The organism is Streptomyces sp. NPDC006335 (assembly GCF_040612795.1).
Lineage (GTDB): Bacteria > Actinomycetota > Actinomycetes > Streptomycetales > Streptomycetaceae > Streptomyces.
Genome location: NZ_JBEXQX010000014.1, coordinates 1 through 13,459, shown reverse-complemented (window position 1 = coordinate 13,459; position 13,459 = coordinate 1). Strand labels below are relative to the sequence as shown.

Here is a 13,459-nt window from a genome sequence, read left to right as displayed (position 1 = left end):
TCGTCCATTGTCCCGCGCCCGTGCAAGAGGGCGGGGCGGCCCAGGCCAGGGCGGCCCCGCGCCCGTCACGGACGCCAGGGCACCCGGTGTTCCGCCAGCCGCGCGAGCACCGCGTGGTTCGCCTCCCAGCCGTCCGGGAACTTGACCAGGGTGCCGAGCTGGACCGGTTCGGTGGACGGGTAGTCGTCCAGCAGGTCGCTCACGCCCTCCCGGCACACCACGATGCACGCGTGGCGGTGGCGGGACGCCAGCACGCACAGGCGCCCCGTCTCCAGGTGGAAGGCGGTGGCGTCGGGCCGACCGGAGAGCGGGTGCAGGACGACGGTGACGTCGTACTCGCGGCCCTGGAGACGGTTCGCCGTGTCCACGGTGACGTCCGCGACGCCGAGGTCGGTCAGCGCCGCGCGGACCGCCGCCGCCTGGTCCCGGTGTGCCGTGCCCACGGCGATCCGGTCGGCCGTCAGCGGCACGGGGTCCGGTGAGCGCTCCGACGTGGCCGCCCCGCCCCGGTCCAGGAGACGCCGTACGACGGTCGCGAGGGCCCGTACCGCCTCCGGGTCCGTGCGGGGGGTGTGCCGTGCGGGCAGCTCCAGCAGGCCCCAGCCGGACTCCGCCGCCGCGTCGATCACGCGGTCGGGGCCCGAGCCGTCCGAGGGGACGCCGAAGGTGAGCCGGCGGTCCCCGTGGCCGGTGCCGCTGCGGAAGGGCGTGTACGGGTAGAAGGCGTCCGAGACCAGGGGCGCGGCCGAGGCGGGGAGCCGCCAGGACACCGGCAGGCGGTGCTGGGGCAGCTGCGGGTTGTGGGCCAGCAGGGTGGTCACCGCCGAGGCAGAGGGGTCGTACGACAGCCCCGCCCACTGCTCGCTGCCCACGATCGCGAACGGGTCCAACTGCCCCGGATCGCCCACGAACAGGGCCCGCTCGAACAGTCCCGCCACCGCCAGCAGCGCGTCCGAGCGCATCTGGTACGCCTCGTCCACGATCGCGTGCGCCCACGGCTCGTCGACCTTCACATGCCCCCACTTGGCGGCCGTGGAGATCACCACAGGCAGCCCGGTCAGATCTGCGGCCTTAGCCGACTTGCGGACCTGGGGCAGGTCGTCCAGCGCCTTGTCGTACGGGTCGGCGTCACTGCTGTGCAGCCGCCCGACCGGCAGCTCGGGGTTCTTCTCGGCGAGCCTGAGCACGAGGTCGTCGACCTGCGCGTTGGTCTGCGCGACCACCATCAACGGGCGCCCCGCGTCGGCCAGTTCCAGTGCCGCGCGGACGACGAGGGTGGACTTGCCGGCGCCCGGCGGGGAATCGACGACGACTCCGCGGTGGGTGCTGTGCAGCGTGTCGTGGAGGATCGCGTCGGTGGCCCGCGCGGCCTCGGCACCGGGGTCGAAGGTCCGGGAGCCCTCGGTGGCCCCGGTGGTCTGAGGGGTCACAGCACGTCCTCCGGGGTCACGGGATCGGCGGTCTCCTGCACGGCCTCACCGGGCGGCCCGCCGTGCGTCCACGGGGTGTCCTCCGGGTCGGGCAGCTTCGCGCCCCCGCGCTGCTCGTGCTCGAAGAGCGTGAAGCACACCCGGTCGCCCTTCTCCGGGACGGACCCGGCCTCCGGCTCCTTGCCCCGGCCCATCTTGTCGAGGATCTTGAGCACGAGCAGCGCGCCCTCCTCCTCGGAGCCCACGAACTCGGCGGACTGCGGCTTGCCGCCCAGCGAGCGGTACACCTTGACCCGCTCGCCCAGGTGCGGCCGGTCGTCGGTGCGCACGGTCACCAGCGGGCGCGGGCTCGGCCGCTTGCCCTCGCTGTACGTCATCACGACGTCGGTGACCTCCCCGGCGAACGCCTCACCGGCCAGCCGCCGCCCCGCCATCACCAACGGGTCGTCGAGTGCCTCCTGCGCCTCCAGACGGGCCTGTTCGCGCTCGCGCGCGGCGAGCTTGTTGGCGGCGGTGACCGCGTCGTCCCGGCGCGGCTGCGGGGGCTCGCCCGCCACGACCCGGTCGCGGTGGCTGGTGAACGACCAGCGGTCGCGCGTCCAGCGCTCCTCGACATGGGCCCCTTCCGGCAGCGCCCGCAGCAGGTCCAGGCCCCGCCACACCGCGTCCCAGGTGGGACGGGTACGGCTCGCGACGAGCGCGCGGATCTCCCGCTCGGCGGCGGTGAGCGCGCCGAGCCGGTCGTCGGCCTCCAGACCGTCCTCGGCGGCGGCGAGGGCGGTCCGCGCGCGGTCGTAGCGCTCGATGGCCGGGGCGAGCAGCTTGTTGTCGAACGCCGGGTCGGTGGCGGGACCCGCGGGCGGATGCAGGAGCTGGCCGCGGTCGTCCCGGGCGAGCTCGGCCTCCAGCGCGGCCTCGGCGCCCGAGCGGCCCTCGGGCGGGTCGATCCACGCGAGCAGCGCGCCCAGGTGCTGGTCCTCCAGGGTGGACTGGCCGGTGGACCAGTGCCGGGCCAGCACATCCGTCATCGCCAGCAGCAGCGAGGAGCCCGGCACCCGGGCCCGCTCCCCGAAGTGGGTCAGCCACCGGCCCAGCAACGGCACCCGGGGCGGGGCCGGGTACGGGGTCTCCGGGTCCTGCTCCGCCGTACGCCGAAAACGCATGGAACGCCCGAGCAGCCGTACGAAGTCAATGCCCGCGCGGCTCGGCAGGATCAGCTGGGGGGCGTCCGCGCACAGCTCGACCTCGACCTTGACCCGCTTGCCGGTCTCCGGGTCGGTCTCGTTGCGCTCGGCGGCCTCCACCGACTCGGCGTACCCGTCGACGTACGGCAGCACGATGTCCGCCAGCTCTGCCAGGAACGCGAACCTGAGGTCGCGGTCGCGCGGCTGCGGTACGACCAGGAGGTGCGGGGCGTCCCGGTCGGTCCCCACGAGCGCGCCGAGCGGGGCGCCGGCCTCGCCCGCGGTGGTGAGCGGGACGAGGACGAGCGGGCGGTCCGAGAGACGGCGGTGGCGGACGGTCGCGGCGGGCTGGGCGCGGCCCGTGCTGACGGCTTCCAGGCGGGCGAGCGTGGCGATCAGCGACATGCGGTCACCCCCAGCGCCTCCGCGCGCAGTTCGGCCGCTCGGCGCAGGGCCGCCACCGCCGGGTCGTCGGGATCGCCGGCCTCGCCGCGGGATGCCGCCAGGACCTCCTCGACCGTCGTCAGGCCGCCCAGCTCCGCGCGCACCGAGCGGCCCAGGGAGGTCACCGCGCCGGCCGCGCGGGAGCGGTCCCGGCAGTGGAAGGCCAGTTCGCACGCGGACAGGCACTCGGGGGCGTAGGTCGCCGGCACCGACTCGACCGCGGCCGTCAGCTCGTCGGCGGGCAGGTCGGGGGCGAAACAGGTGCCGTCGGGCAGGGCGTCGGCGATGTCCTGGATGCGGGTGAGACGGGCCAGCTGGCGGGCGGTGACCGCGCGCTGCTTGCGGATGTCGACGGCGGAGGCGGTGGGCAGGTTGGAGAAGTCCTTGGGGCAGACCAGCAGCACCCGGTGGCGGACCTTCGGCGCCTGCTCCAGGCGGGCGGCGACCTCCTCCAGCGCGAGGACGTACACGGCGGCCTGGCGGGCGGCCGCGCCCACCTTCGACGGGTCGGCCGAACCGTCCAGCATCGGGAAGGACTTGATCTCCACGACCGTCCAGCTCCCGTCCGGGTGCACCACCACCGCGTCCGGCTCCAGGAAGGCGGGCGAGCCGGCGACGTCGAGCGCGAGTATGGGGTGGTCGAGAAGCGTCCACCCACCCGTCTCGGTGGCTTCGCGCAGCGCGAGGGCCGTACGTGCGGTGCGGCCCTCGGGGCCGATCGCCGTGAGGTCGGGGACCTCGGCCTCGGTGGGCGGCTCGGCGGCCCGGTCCAGCCGCTCGTGCACCAGCCGCAGCAGCTCCGCGCCGCCGTCCGCCTTGACCTTGGCCTCGAAGGCGTTGCCCCGGGTCAGGGCGAACTGCGACTGCCCGAAGGCGGACGGCGAACCCAGCGCGCTCGCCAGCGCCGTCTTGTCCACCCCGGCGCCGTCGAGGATCGCACGCCGCCTGCACCCCGGGTTGGCGGCGAGGGCCGCCAGGGCGCGCGCGTCCAGGGCCTTGGCCGGTACCTCGGGGCCGCGCAGCTCAGCGAGCCGCTGCCGGAGCGCCGTCCCCGGCGTCCGTGGGAGCGGCACTCGGCTCGGCTCCGCCTGGGAAGCGTGACTCGCGCTGCCGTGGAATGTGCTCACCCGCGGAAGTCTGGCATCCGCCACTGACAATCGAGGTCTCTGTGGCCCGAGAGGCGACGGAAACGGTGGCTATCCGGGCGCGGACTCCCGCCGTGGCCCGCTCCGCCGCCCGGCTGACGTGCGGGGCGAGCAGGAACCCCACCCCCATCACCGCGGCGCCCGCGACCGCGTCGAGGAAGTAGTGGTTGGCGGTGCCCATGACCACGATGGTGGTGATGAGCGGGTAGGCGACGGCCGCGACCTTCGTCGTACGCGTCCTGCCGTAGCGCCACAGCATCACCCCGCACCACAGCGCCCAGCCGACGTGCAGGCTCGGCATGGCCGCGTACTGGTTCGTCATGCCGCCCATGCCCCGCGGCGCGCTCGCCTCGCCGCCCCACCAGCCGTACGAGCTGTACTGGGCCATGGTGTCGACGAAGCCGTGGCTCGCCGAGAGGAGGCGGGGCGGGCAGGTCGGCAGCAGGGTGAAGCCGATCAGGCCCATGAACGTGGACGTCATCAGCCAGGTGCGGGCCGCGCGGTAGTGCAGGGCACGGGAGCGGAAGAGCCAGACCAGGACGGCCGGCGTGACCAGGTAGTGCAGCGAGGCGTACCAGAAGTCGGCCGGTACGCCGATCCACGCCTGGCCGGTGAACAGCCGGTTGAGCGGGTGCTCGGCGTTCAGGTACAGGGCCTTCTCGACCTTGAGGATCGTCAGGCCGTGGTCGACGGCGCCCGTGACATCGCCCCTGGCGAGGAGCCGGCCGGCGCTGTAGCAGGCGTACACCAACAGGATCAGGGGCAGCTCGGTCCACCAGCGCAGCCGCGTCTCCGGGACTGCCTCGGTGCCTGGTGTCTCGGTCAGCGGCATCCGATCCTGTCCCCCTTCGTTTCGCGCGGCGTCCGGCGGTCGTCGTCCGGGGGTGCCACTTTACGGCGTATGTGCGGGCCCTTGTGGAGTGCCCCCACGCAGCGCCTTCGGCCCTCAAAGACGCTGGGATCGCCCGTCGGGTTGCCCTCCCTCAGGGTGCGCGATGATGGAGGGGTTCCGCCTCCGCTTTCCCCCGGAAAGGTTTCTCCATGGCACCGCGCATCCTGCTGGCCCGGCACGGACAGACCGAGTGGTCGCTGTCCGGCAAGCACACCGGCAGGACCGACGTGCCGCTCCTGGAGGAGGGCCGGCGGGGCGCCAAGCTGCTCGGCGAGCGACTGCACCGGCCCCCGTACGACGGCCTTCCCGGGGTGGAGATACGCACGAGCCCGCTGGCACGCGCGCGTGAGACCTGCGAACTCGCCGGGTTCGGGGACCGGGCGGCCGGCTGGGACACGCTCATGGAGTGGGACTACGGCGCCTACGAGGGCATGACGCCGGACGAGATCCAGGCGGTGCGGCCCGGGTGGCTGATCTGGCGGGACGGCGTCCCCGAGGGGGAGTCGCTGGCGGAGATCACGTCCCGCGCGGACGAGGTCGTCGCGTGGGCGCGCTCGGCGGACCGGGACGTGCTGGTCTTCGCCCATGGGCACATTCTGAGGTCCATCGGGGCGCGGTGGCTGGGGCTGCCGATCGACTTCGCCGCGCGGGTGCGTCTCAATCCGACGTCCTTGTCCGTGCTCGGGTGGGCCTACGGGGAGCCTGCGATCGAGAGCTGGAACGACTTGGGGCATCTGGGGTAGTTGCTCGGCTGCGGGCCGGTGGGGGCTGGTCGCGCAGTTCCCCGCGCCCCTCGGGCGGTGCGGTGACAGCCCGCCCGGCTGTACCCACTCAGGGACGCGGGGAACTGCGCGAGAAGCCCCACCGGCCCGCGGGCGGACGACCACCCCCCTCAACCGGTCCGCGGCAGCGACGCGTGGCGTTCCAGGAACGCCGACACCCCCGCAGCCCGCCGGTGGGGCAACAGCACCCGCGCCGTCGCCGCCAGCATCGTCTGGACGCGGGACGACTGGACCTCGCCCAACAGCTCCAGCACCCGCAGGCCCGCCGCCGCACCCTCGTCGGGGCGGCCGCCGCGGGCCAGGTCGTCGGCGAGTTCGGCCGTGTACAGGGCGATGTTGCGGGTGAAGTGCGGGTCCTGCAGATCCGCCGCCCGGCGCGCGTGCCGGGCGGCCCGGCGCCAGTCGCCCAGCGCGGACCAGCACTGCGCCTCCAGGCCCTCCAGCTCGGCCTCGCCGTAGAAGCTCATCCACTCGGGGTCGGCGTCCGAGAGGCCCCGCTCGAAGTAGGCCTGGGCGCGGGCGAGGGCCTGCTCGCACCCGGTGCGGTCGGCGAGCCCCGCCCAGCCGCCCGCCTCGCGCAGCGAGAGCAGTGACATCAGGCGGGGCGAACCCAGCGGCCGGGCGACCCGCTGCGCGGCCTGCGCGGCCCGCACCGCCTCCCGCGGCCGACCCGAGTCGCGCGCGAGGAAGGCGGTGTTGCAGAAGGCGTGTGCCTCCAGGGCGTCGTCACCGGTCACCCGGGCCGTCGCGAGCGCCTCCGCGTAGTGCGAGCGGGCGTCGTCGAACCGTCCGGAGTCGTGCGCGAGCCAACCCACCGAGATGGCGAGTTCACCCGCGCCCGAGTGCAGCCGGTCGGCGGTCGTCTGCCGGGTCGCGCCCGCGTCCAGGAGCGCGTAGGCGGCGCGCAGAGGAGCCGCCGCGCGCTGGTACAGACCGTCCGCGCCGTGCCGGTCGTCGAGCAACCGGATCCGGCGCACGGCTTCCTCCAGGGCACCCGCTTCACCGGTCCCGGCGCGGCGGACCGGCCGTCCGGCGGCCGCGGCGTCGAGGGCGAGCCCGATGGGCCCCAGTGAGGCGGCGGCGACCGTGGCGCCCCCGCCGGTCATGAATGCGCGACGCAGCACGTCGCTCTCCTCGTAGTCGTCGTACGTCTCGTCAGGGTCTTGCGTGTCCCGCGTGTCTTGCGTGTCATACGGTTCGTACGCCCCCGGCGTCTCACCCGTGGTGCGCACCCGGCGTCCGCGTACGGCCGCGCGGGAGGCGAAGCCCAGGTCGGTGAGCGTGCGGCCGGGGAACATGTGCAGGAACACCCGCTCGTACGCGTAGTTGGGGCAGCGGATCTCGCCCGCCTCCACGCGGCCCACATAGCGCGCGTCGCAGCTCACGCTCTCGCCGATCTCGCGCGCGGCCCGCCGCACCGCCGCGGCGAACTCGGCCGGCGAGCGCTGTCCGCGCAGGCGCCGGAACGCGAGGTTCGGCCTCGGTGGTGTGGGGGACTGGGACGAGGTCACCGTTGACGACGCCATGGCCGGGTCCTCTCGTGCGAACCGTCGAACCATGCCGGGGAGCGGCGAGTTGACTGGTTTGTCAGTGTGACGCCCTGTTTCCGGCGGGCAAGAACGTACCTGTTGTGCCGGGGCCGTCACGCGGGGTTTGGCTACAAACCGGATATCTCATCCGGGATCCGCCATGAACTGCCATCCTTTGCGGCGGACTTCCGCCGTAGCCGTTGACGCCGACGCGCGTTGGACCTCTCGGAGTCGGACGAGGGTTCCTTGATGGAGGCCGCGATGGAGATCAGCCGGAGCGTCAATCCTTGTACACCGGTGTCGTGCGATGTGGTCACGGTGCCGACGCGACACGGCCTGGAGGCCGTCGACATCCTGCGGCGGGGGGTGGGGGAGGGGGTCGGGCCGGTGCTGCACGACGGCGGCGGCCAGACGCTGGGATTCCTGGTGCCGCCGGGGACGGCGGCCGCGTGGGACGTGCCCGGCAGTACCTGTACGGAGACCGACGGCCGGGGGCTGCGGCTGACCCCGGAGCCTCCTGTGGAGGGGGCGGACTGGCTGCTGCCGCCGGGAGACGCGGACCTGGCGACGGACCCGGCGGTGCTCCGGGCGGCACTGGGCGAGGCGGCGAGACTCATCGAGGCCGCGGACAACTGCCGGTGACGCGGCACCGCGCGATCAGCTCCCCGGCCCGCGGACGCGGGAGGACCTCGCTCCGCGGATAATGGCGGGGTGGGAAAGTCCAGGAGATCCGTCGAAGCCGTGGTGGAACCAGTCGACGGCGGTCTCGCCGAGCTCATCCCCGACCGCGAGCGCACGCGCGCGTGGACGCTGCTCATCGACGGCGCCCCGCAGTCGCACGTCGACCTGGACGACCCGGCCCACCTCTCCTTCGAGTACCAGCGCCGGCTCGGCCATGTCATCGACCTGGTCGCGCCCGCCCACAAGCCCGTGCACGCCGTCCACCTCGGCGGAGGCGCCTTCACCCTCGCCCGGTACCTCGCCGCGACCCGCCCCCGCTCCACCCAGCAGGTCGTCGAGCGGGACGCGGCCCTCGTCCAACTGGTCCGGCGCGAGCTCCCCTTGGAGCCGACCGCGCGGATACGGGTGCGGTCCGTCGACGCGCGCCAGGGACTCGCCAAGGTCCCCGACGGATGGGCCGACCTCGTCATCGCCGACGTGTTCAGCGGCGCCCGCACCCCCGCGCACCTCACCTCCACCGAGTTCCTCGACGAGGTCCGAAGGGCGCTCAGGCCGGGCGGCTGCTACGCCGCCAACCTCGCCGACGGGCCGCCGCTCGCCCATCTCCGCGGCCAGATCGCCACCGCCGCCGCCCGCTTCGCCGAACTCGCCCTCGTCGCCGACCCGACGGTCCTGCGCGGCAAACGCTTCGGCAACGCCGTCCTGGTCGCCTCCGACACCCCCCTGCAGGTCGCGGAACTGACCCGCCGCGCCGCCTCCGACCCGCACCCCGGCCGCGTCGAACACGGCAAGGCGCTCCTCGACTTCACCGGAGGAGCCGTACCCGTGACGGACGCCGAGGCCGTGGCCTCACCGGTGCCGCCCGCGTCCGTGTTCCGCTGAGCCGGTGAGTCAGTAGGTCCCGATCTCCACCCGCGGCGGTCCGTCGTGCCAGGTGCAGAACACCGACACCCGGTCCGCGCCCGAGGAGAACTCCACCCGGATCCACGACTCCGTCTTCCACACCTGCATCGACCAGCCCGTGCCCGGCGTCGCGGACACCAGCGTCGCCGACTTCTCGCCGAGGTCGAAGACCGCGCGGCCGCCGTCGGTGTCGTAGCTCCTGACCCGACCGGAGGCGGTGGGCGAGGGGCTCTTCGAGGAGGGGGACGGTTTCGCGGTCGTGGTCCTCGGCGCCGGCGAGGGGCTCCTCGACGGGGTCGCCCGCTCGGTCCGCGTCGGCGTCGGTGACGCCAGCGGCCTCGACTCCTGCGTGGTCGCCTCGGCCGCCGTGATGGGCAGGGCGCGCGGCGGATCGTAGGCCGTGCCCGCCATGACCGTGTGGACACCCCACCACGACAGCGTGACCGCCGCGCCCGTGGCGAGCAGCCAGGCCAGTACGTGTACGAGTCCTCTGCGCATCGCCCGCCATACTGCCTCACACGTCTCACGGGCCGCACCCGGACTGAGTTGTCCACAGGCCCCGACCGGGCTCGCCCGAATCGCGTACGGTGCGGCGCATGGCAAGTGTGCTCGTGGTCGAGGACGACCAGTTCGTCCGCTCGGCGCTCATCCGGCACCTGACCGACGCGGCACACACCGTGCGCAGCGTCGGGACGGCGCTGGAGGCGCTGCGCGAGGTCGCCCATTTCCGTTTCGACGTGGTGATCCTGGATCTCGGTCTGCCCGATCTCGACGGGTCCGAGGCCCTGAAGATGCTGCGCGGGATCACTGACGTCCCGGTCATCGTCGCCACCGCGCGGGACGACGAGACGGAGATCGTCCGCCTGTTGAACGCCGGGGCGGACGACTACCTCACCAAACCCTTCTCGGTCGAACACCTCTCCGCGCGGATGGCCGCCGTACTGCGGCGGTCCCGGGCCGCCGGAGGGGACGCGCCGCCCGAGACCGTGCTGCGCGTCGGCGGCCTGAGCGTCGACCCGCTGCGCCGCCAGGCCGAACTGGACGGCGTCCGGCTCGACCTGACCCGACGCGAGTTCGACCTGCTCGCCTTCCTGGCCGCCCGGCCCGGAGTGGTCGTCCCCCGCAAGGAACTCCTCGCGGAGGTCTGGCAGCAGTCCTACGGCGACGACCAGACGATCGACGTCCATCTGTCCTGGCTCAGGCGCAAGTTGGGCGAGACGGCCGCGCGGCCCCGCTATCTGCACACCCTGCGGGGCGTCGGCGTGAAGCTGGAACCACCGGGCGGGGGGCTGCCGTTGTGAGGTGGGCTCTGGTCAAGGTCTGTCTGGCGGTCACCACCATGGTCGTGGTCGCCTTCGCCGTCCCGCTGGGCCTCGTCATCAAGGAGATGGCCCGGGACCGCGCGTTCTCCAACGCCGAGCGGGAGGCGGCCGCCGTCGCCCCGGCCCTGTCCATCACCACCGACCGCGACCAGTTGGAGCGGGTCGTCGCCTCGGCGGGCTCGGACTCCGGGATGGCCGTCCACATACCGGCGGGCGGAGGCCAGCGGGCCGTGGACCTCGGACGGCAGCGGGCCGCCGCCGACGACATCACGACCGTGCGCGGGCTGGGCCGCGCCTCCACCGCCGAGGTGCCCGGCGGCTCCACCCTGCTCCAGCCGGTCGCGCTCAGCTCCGGCGAAATAGCCGTCGTCGAGGTGTACGTCCCCGAGTCCGCGGTGAGCAACGGCGTCGCGACCGCCTGGGCGGTCCTCGCGGGCGTCGGCACCGCGCTCGTCGTCGGCTCGGTCGCGGTCGCCGACCGGCTCGGCGTACGGATGGTGCGGCCCGCGCGGAAGCTCGTCGAGGGCGCCCACGAACTGGGGGAGGGGAAGCTGGGCGCGCGCGTGCCGGAGGAAGGGCCGAACGAACTCAGGCTGGCGGCCGTCGCGTTCAACTCCATGGCCGACCAGGTCGTCCAACTGCTGGCGAACGAACGGGAGCTGGCCGCCGACCTGTCCCACCGGCTGCGCACCCCGCTGACCGTGCTGCGGCTCAACGCGGCCTCGCTCGGGGACGGCCCGGCCGCCGAGCAGACCCGGGCCGCGGTCGCGCAGTTGGAGCGCGAGGTCGACACCATCATCCGCACCGCCCGGGAGGCCAAGCCGCAGACCGCGGCCGCCGGGCCCGGCGCCGGGTGCGACGCGGCCGAGGTGGTCCGGGAACGGATGGGGTTCTGGTCGGCGCTCGCCGAGGACGAGGGCCGCAAGTGGCGGGTGGCCGGCACCGAGCGGCCGGTGCGCATACCCGTGGCCCGGGCGGACCTCGCGGCCGCGCTGGACGCCCTGCTCGGCAACGTCTTCCGGCACACCCCGGAGGGCACCGCCTTCGCGGTCGACGTGCACAACGGCGAGGACGCGGTGATCGTGCTCGTCTCCGACGCCGGCCCCGGCATCCGCGACCCCGAGGCCGCCATGGCACGCGGGCGGGGGTCCGGCAGCACCGGGTCGACCGGGCTCGGCCTCGACATCGTGCGACGGCTCGCCGAGGCGACGGGCGGGGACGTACGGATCGGGTCGTCGGTGCTGGGCGGCACCGAGGTGCGGGTCTGGATCCAGCTCGACGGGCGTGAACCGGTACGCCGCGGACACCGGGTGCGCAGACGCCGTACGGGCCGACTGGTCTCGACCTTTAACCGGCCCCGATCTCTTCCTTAAGCGCGCCCTAAGATCCCCGTCGCCCGTCCTGATCAGGTCATTTGCCCGATTCCGGATCGCTAGCGTGCCACGCCATGAGCATGCATCGGCGCAGACTGAACGGCAGGAACAAGGCGATCGGCGGGGCGGTCGCCGCCGCCGTGGTGGGGACCGGCGCGGTCCTGTGGGGCGGTACCGCCCAGGCGGCCGGGATCGGCGCCGCGTACACGAGGACGAGCGACTGGTCGACGGGGTACACCGCGCAGTACGTCGTCACCAACAACAGCGGCTCGGCGGAGAAGGACTGGAAGCTGGAGTTCGACCTGCCGGGCGGAGCCACGCTCGGTTCCCTGTGGAACGGGGAGTCCAGTGTGGGCGGGCGGCATGTCCTGGTGAAGCCGCCCCGGTGGGACACCGACGGCCTGGCCGCGGGTGAGTCGGTCACGGTCGGGTTCGTGGTCAGCGGCACGGGCGACCCCACGGGCTGCCTCGTCGACGGCGGCGCCTGCGCGACCGGAGACAGTGGCACACCCGCCCCCACCCCGACACCCACGTCCACCCCCACCTCGACCGCCTCCCCCGCGGAGAGCGCCGGCTTCGCCCCCTACGTCGACACCTCCCTCCACCCCGCCTTCGACCTCCTCGCCGCCGCGGACGCCACCGGCGTGAAGGACTACCACCTCGCCTTCGTCACCGACGGCGGCGGCTGCACCCCCAAGTGGGGCGGGGTCGGCGACCTGGCGAGCGACGCCGTGGCCGCGCAGATCGGCGCGCTGCGGGCGAAGGGCGGCGACGTCCGGGTCTCCTTCGGCGGCGCCTCCGGCTCCGAACTGGCCACCACCTGCTCCTCGGCGGACGCGCTGGCGGCGGCGTACGGCAAGGTCGTGGACGCGTACGGCCTCACCAAGGTCGACTTCGACGTGGAGGGCGGGGCACTGCCGAACACGGCCGCGAACACCCGGCGGGCGCGGGCGATCGCGAAGCTCCAGGACCGGCACCCCGGCCTGGACGTCTCCTTCACCCTCCCGGTGATGCCCGAGGGCCTCACCCCGGACGGGGTCGACCTGCTCGCGAACGCCAAGTCCAACGGCGTGGAGATCGACACCGTCAACATCATGGCGATGGACTACGGGGCCTCGTACAGCGCAGACATGGGCACCTACGCCGAGCAGGCCGCCACGGCCACCCAGGCGCAGGTCAAGGGCGTCCTCGGGCTGTCCGACAGCGCGGCCTGGAAGGCGGTCGCCGTCACCCCGATGATCGGGGTCAACGACGTGGCCTCGGAGACCTTCACGGTCGAGGACGCCGCCCAGCTCGTGAGCTTCGCCAAGGCGAAGGGACTCGGTTGGCTGTCGATGTGGTCCGCCACCCGGGACAAGCAGTGCCCCGGCGGTGCGAAGCCCTCCGCCGACGCGAGCTGCAGCTCGGTCGTCCAGGCCCCGTTCGCCTTCTCGAAGGCCTTCGCCGCCTTCGACTGAACCGCTCTCCGACGAAGCTCCTGGGTCACCGGTAGGCAGGGATGTCGGTCACGTTTCGACAAATCGGGCCGATAGCTATTGACGCATGACCTGACATACCGCTGTCATTGCGCCACCGTGTTCGGTCAAGTTGGTTTCTGGTCGATTACGACTGGTCTCCGAACCCCTCCATGACCGGACCCCTGCCTTCAGGAGCCGTACATGCGTGATCTCTCGTCTTCCCTTCCTTCGCCGAGCCGTCGTGGTGTGCTCAAGGGTGTGGGTGGTGCCGCCCTGCTCGGGGCGGGTATCCCGTTGCTGTCCGCGTGTGGGAGCAG

At 73.5% G+C, this 13,459-nt stretch carries 12 protein-coding genes; 6 read left to right on the top strand and 6 right to left on the bottom strand.

The window, feature by feature from the left end:
• Positions 1-65 precede the first annotated feature (65 nt).
• From ABZ098_RS31505 to ABZ098_RS31490, 4 genes are read right to left on the bottom strand one after another with little or no spacing between them, the layout of a single operon-like run.
• The gene (locus ABZ098_RS31505; protein WP_356596938.1) at positions 66-1,430 is read right to left on the bottom strand and encodes an AAA domain-containing protein; all 1,365 of its coding nucleotides are present in this window, start codon (positions 1,428-1,430) and stop codon (positions 66-68) included.
• Positions 1,427-3,019, bottom strand: a complete 1,593-nt coding sequence (locus ABZ098_RS31500) for a hypothetical protein (RefSeq protein ID WP_356596936.1) — start codon at positions 3,017-3,019, stop codon at positions 1,427-1,429. Before ABZ098_RS31500 ends, ABZ098_RS31505 begins: the two co-directional genes overlap by 4 nt.
• A complete protein-coding gene (locus tag ABZ098_RS31495) occupies positions 3,010-4,131 on the bottom strand; it encodes a hypothetical protein (RefSeq protein WP_356596934.1) in 1,122 nt (373 codons plus the stop codon). Before ABZ098_RS31495 ends, ABZ098_RS31500 begins: the two co-directional genes overlap by 10 nt.
• The gene (locus ABZ098_RS31490) at positions 4,082-5,035 is read right to left on the bottom strand and encodes a phosphatase PAP2 family protein (RefSeq protein WP_356596932.1); all 954 of its coding nucleotides are present in this window, start codon (positions 5,033-5,035) and stop codon (positions 4,082-4,084) included. The genes ABZ098_RS31495 and ABZ098_RS31490 overlap by 50 nt, the downstream gene beginning before the upstream one ends.
• Before the next feature lie 209 nt (positions 5,036-5,244).
• Here ABZ098_RS31490 and ABZ098_RS31485 point away from each other — a divergent pair, with 209 nt between their 5' ends.
• Entirely contained in the window at positions 5,245-5,838 is a 594-nt protein-coding gene (locus ABZ098_RS31485) for a histidine phosphatase family protein (protein WP_356596930.1), read from the top strand.
• A gap of 149 nt (positions 5,839-5,987) precedes the next feature.
• Here ABZ098_RS31485 and ABZ098_RS31480 read toward each other — a convergent pair whose 3' ends face one another.
• The gene (locus tag ABZ098_RS31480; protein ID WP_356596928.1) at positions 5,988-7,403 is read right to left on the bottom strand and encodes a tetratricopeptide repeat protein; all 1,416 of its coding nucleotides are present in this window, start codon (positions 7,401-7,403) and stop codon (positions 5,988-5,990) included.
• A 264-nt stretch (positions 7,404-7,667) separates the two neighbouring features.
• Between ABZ098_RS31480 and ABZ098_RS31475 the strand changes: the two genes are divergently transcribed.
• Together ABZ098_RS31475 and ABZ098_RS31470 are read left to right on the top strand one after the other, a co-directional pair.
• On the top strand, positions 7,668-8,048 hold the full coding sequence (locus ABZ098_RS31475; RefSeq protein WP_356596926.1) for a hypothetical protein: 381 nt from the start codon (positions 7,668-7,670) through the stop codon (positions 8,046-8,048).
• Positions 8,049-8,147: 99 nt separating this feature from the next.
• Positions 8,148-8,969, top strand: a complete 822-nt coding sequence (locus ABZ098_RS31470; RefSeq protein WP_356596924.1) for a fused MFS/spermidine synthase — start codon at positions 8,148-8,150, stop codon at positions 8,967-8,969.
• A gap of 9 nt (positions 8,970-8,978) precedes the next feature.
• Here ABZ098_RS31470 and ABZ098_RS31465 read toward each other — a convergent pair whose 3' ends face one another.
• Positions 8,979-9,488 (bottom strand): hypothetical protein, encoded by a 510-nt coding sequence (locus ABZ098_RS31465; protein ID WP_356596922.1) that lies wholly within the window; start codon positions 9,486-9,488, stop codon positions 8,979-8,981.
• A 98-nt stretch (positions 9,489-9,586) separates the two neighbouring features.
• On the opposite strand from ABZ098_RS31465, the gene ABZ098_RS31460 reads away from it, so the two are divergent.
• From ABZ098_RS31460 to ABZ098_RS31450, 3 genes are all read left to right on the top strand, one after another.
• A complete protein-coding gene (locus ABZ098_RS31460; protein WP_356596920.1) occupies positions 9,587-10,291 on the top strand; it encodes a response regulator transcription factor in 705 nt (234 codons plus the stop codon).
• A complete protein-coding gene (locus ABZ098_RS31455; protein WP_356596918.1) occupies positions 10,288-11,685 on the top strand; it encodes a HAMP domain-containing sensor histidine kinase in 1,398 nt (465 codons plus the stop codon). The genes ABZ098_RS31460 and ABZ098_RS31455 overlap by 4 nt, the downstream gene beginning before the upstream one ends.
• 74 nt (positions 11,686-11,759) lie before the next feature.
• Positions 11,760-13,142 (top strand): cellulose binding domain-containing protein, encoded by a 1,383-nt coding sequence (locus ABZ098_RS31450; protein ID WP_356596916.1) that lies wholly within the window; start codon positions 11,760-11,762, stop codon positions 13,140-13,142.
• Positions 13,143-13,459 lie beyond the last annotated feature (317 nt).

Bases quoted from the DNA above. Each gene is read 5' to 3' on its own strand.
- ABZ098_RS31500 (WP_356596936.1), bottom strand. From the start codon at position 3,019: ATGTCGCTGATCGCCACGCTCGCCCGCCTGGAAGCCGTCAGCACGGGC.
- ABZ098_RS31490 (WP_356596932.1), bottom strand. From the start codon at position 5,035: ATGCCGCTGACCGAGACACCAGGCACCGAGGCAGTCCCGGAGACGCGG.
- ABZ098_RS31485 (WP_356596930.1), top strand. From the start codon at position 5,245: ATGGCACCGCGCATCCTGCTGGCCCGGCACGGACAGACCGAGTGGTCG.
- ABZ098_RS31480 (WP_356596928.1), bottom strand. From the start codon at position 7,403: ATGGCGTCGTCAACGGTGACCTCGTCCCAGTCCCCCACACCACCGAGG.
- ABZ098_RS31475 (WP_356596926.1), top strand. From the start codon at position 7,668: ATGGAGATCAGCCGGAGCGTCAATCCTTGTACACCGGTGTCGTGCGAT.
- ABZ098_RS31465 (WP_356596922.1), bottom strand. From the start codon at position 9,488: ATGCGCAGAGGACTCGTACACGTACTGGCCTGGCTGCTCGCCACGGGC.
- ABZ098_RS31460 (WP_356596920.1), top strand. From the start codon at position 9,587: ATGGCAAGTGTGCTCGTGGTCGAGGACGACCAGTTCGTCCGCTCGGCG.
- ABZ098_RS31450 (WP_356596916.1), top strand. From the start codon at position 11,760: ATGAGCATGCATCGGCGCAGACTGAACGGCAGGAACAAGGCGATCGGC.